A 2,552-nucleotide genomic window follows, 5' to 3' on the forward strand; every position below is an offset into this window, starting at 1 on the left:
TTACTTTGCCGTCAGCTTCCTTCCGCCAACTCCTCACGAAGTTAACCTTGCCTCAGCTAATGGACAGCTCTATATCAGCCCATGAGGGACTTGAACCCTCTACTCTTACATCATGCACGGCGCACAAAATGACATTTTGCCTCCTCTTTCGTATGTACTTATCTTTTCATTCTATCATATATGTTTCTTTCTGCCTATTATGCAATGGTCTTTGATAGCTTAATGACTATCTTCCCTTCATGTACAGAGATACCATTATTATTTCTGGACCATATTCGTGATTCTTGAAATATTTCATTATTTTTGGATCTACTTTAAACATTATTACCAGCAACTATTCCTTTCAGAATATCAAAGATTCTTATCCCTTCCAACAAATGCGACAGAACCAAAATCTAAAGCCATGCCTTTTATCCACTAATAACTTTATTCTCCTTTATTGCCTTATGGTATATACTGCTTACAAAATAAGTGGATACTAACCATGTAACGAGCAAGCTTGAAAAGAAAATATTGCTAGCTAATGCATTGCCTGTAGCACCATATAGATTTGAAATAGTAGTAGTATTGAAATGATTAAATAAATGTCCGCTGCTTCTAGCAAGCTTCAAGCTCATTGCATCAACGGTAAATTTTGCTTTGAATTGAATATCCTTGCTAGTAACAATATAAAGACTTTCTCTTATTGGTGTATTAATGGTATATGTCATAGCCTTCAAGATTATATACAACCATGCAAAAAGAAAATCAAAGCCAGTAATAAAATAAGTAAGTAAAAAAAAACTAGCGAGAACAGGAGTAATAAACACAGAAAATCTAGTACCTATAAACCGCATTATACTATTAGTTAAAAAAAAAGATATTATTAGACCTAACGCATGCATATAAGATATTTGCAAATACATTTTAGCAGCCATGTTAGCTAGATTAGGAATTGAGTTCCCAGAGGTTGAATCTTTTATAATTGTTAATAGTCTTTGATAATTAATAACTTCTACCAATGTATCTCCTAGAAAAATCATAAGAAAGATACCAAAAACATATCGATTTTTTAACAATAGCTGGAAACCAATCCATATACCTGTTTTTTTTACCTTTTCTTTTTTAATATTAGTGTTAAAGCCTGTAAAAACTTTACTATCTAACTTTTTCATCATAGCATTTAGAAATATTGGAACTAATAATAGTGCTAAAGATGCTAGTATAAGCAATAGAGTAATTTTAGTATTAGGTTTTATATATGAAACTATTTCAGCATTATTAGTAAGAAAAAAGTAGGCACTAAACGCAACTAACAGCCCCCCTATTTTTGAGCAACTTACAGTAAAGCCATATGTCTTTGCTGCATCAGCAGGAGAATTAATTGAGTTCATAAAAGACCAAAATATACCGAGTAAAAAAGGAGCGTATCCTTCTTGGTATATCAGAAATAGCCACCCAAATAGCCTGTATTTACTAACCTGTGTGTTTTCAATTCCAATTACGTTATGCGTTAAAAAAAAAGAAAAAATCAGCCCGCATACCCCAAAAAAAAATGTATATGCCATTAATAATTGATGGCGTTTGAATCTATCAACTAACCACGCATCCAATAATATTGCAGGGAGTAAAATGACAAATGTCATTATTTTTGCAATAGGTATATATTCTATGCCAATTATCATTGCAAACACAGAGTATTTTAATTCCTGAGCAATAGTATATGCAGAGATTATCAAAAAAAAAATAAAACCACCAACTAATAATTTCGATTTTTGTAAAGAATCCAAGGAGAAGTTTTTTATAAATAACTGGTTCATTTTATCTTTTTATACGGGATTGTTAGATAGTGTAGGCATAAGCCAAAAAATAAACATCTAATCTGAATTACGGCAAGAAAAGAAGCTTAATTTTAGCATATCTGGTTGCAATTTCCCTTCATATTTCTATATGAAAAAAGGTGAAAATTCAAGGTCTAATTCGAACAAAGCCTACAAAATTTCATTCCAAACCTCATTAGGGGCTCACCTTACGCACAAGAGGAATTTTTTAAAGTTTGCAATTCTAAAAATGCAGTTTGATTGCTTTTAACAAGTCAGATTGCCTACGGCAATGGTAGCATAATAGGAGAAAATGGGGCATTGCTAAGCAAACATAGCATACAATTGAGAAAGCTGCTATGATATGTACAATAATACAAATAAGGTTAGTATATGTCAGAAATAATATGTTGCAAATGCAGAGAAAGTAATTATTACAGATCTGCGAAAGTGAACGGGAAACAAAGGTATAAATGTAAAAGTTGCGGCTGTCATTTTACAATAAATGACAGAAGAGAGAGAAGTATAGCGTAAAACAAAAAATTGTGGCAATCACGTTATTCAAATCAGATTGCCTACGGCAATGGTAGCATAATAGGAGAAAATGGAATACAATGGGTAACTTCTAATAAAAACAGGTTGTCAAATTAATCTAAAAACAATCTTATTAACTAATAATGCTTGGTATAACTTTTACGAGCTACATGAAAGCAAAATCCGCGAATCTATAGTTATTGCTGTTGCTAAAGTCTT

2 protein-coding genes are annotated in these 2,552 nt (G+C 31.9%); one reads left to right on the forward strand and one right to left on the reverse strand.

Going from position 1 to position 2,552, the window contains the following annotated elements:
• Positions 1-215 (forward strand): hypothetical protein (locus L8D11_RS04875; RefSeq protein ID WP_236870548.1); only part of this gene is annotated, 215 nt, incomplete at its 5' end.
• A 195-nt stretch (positions 216-410) separates the two neighbouring features.
• On the opposite strand, the gene L8D11_RS04880 is transcribed toward L8D11_RS04875, so the two are convergent.
• Complete coding sequence (locus L8D11_RS04880) at positions 411-1,799, reverse strand: hypothetical protein (RefSeq protein WP_236870549.1); 1,389 nt, start codon at positions 1,797-1,799, stop codon at positions 411-413.
• Positions 1,800-2,552: the final 753 nt, after the last annotated feature.

This window comes from Candidatus Bandiella numerosa, assembly GCF_021811875.1.
Lineage (GTDB): Bacteria > Pseudomonadota > Alphaproteobacteria > Rickettsiales > Midichloriaceae > Aquirickettsia > Aquirickettsia numerosa_A.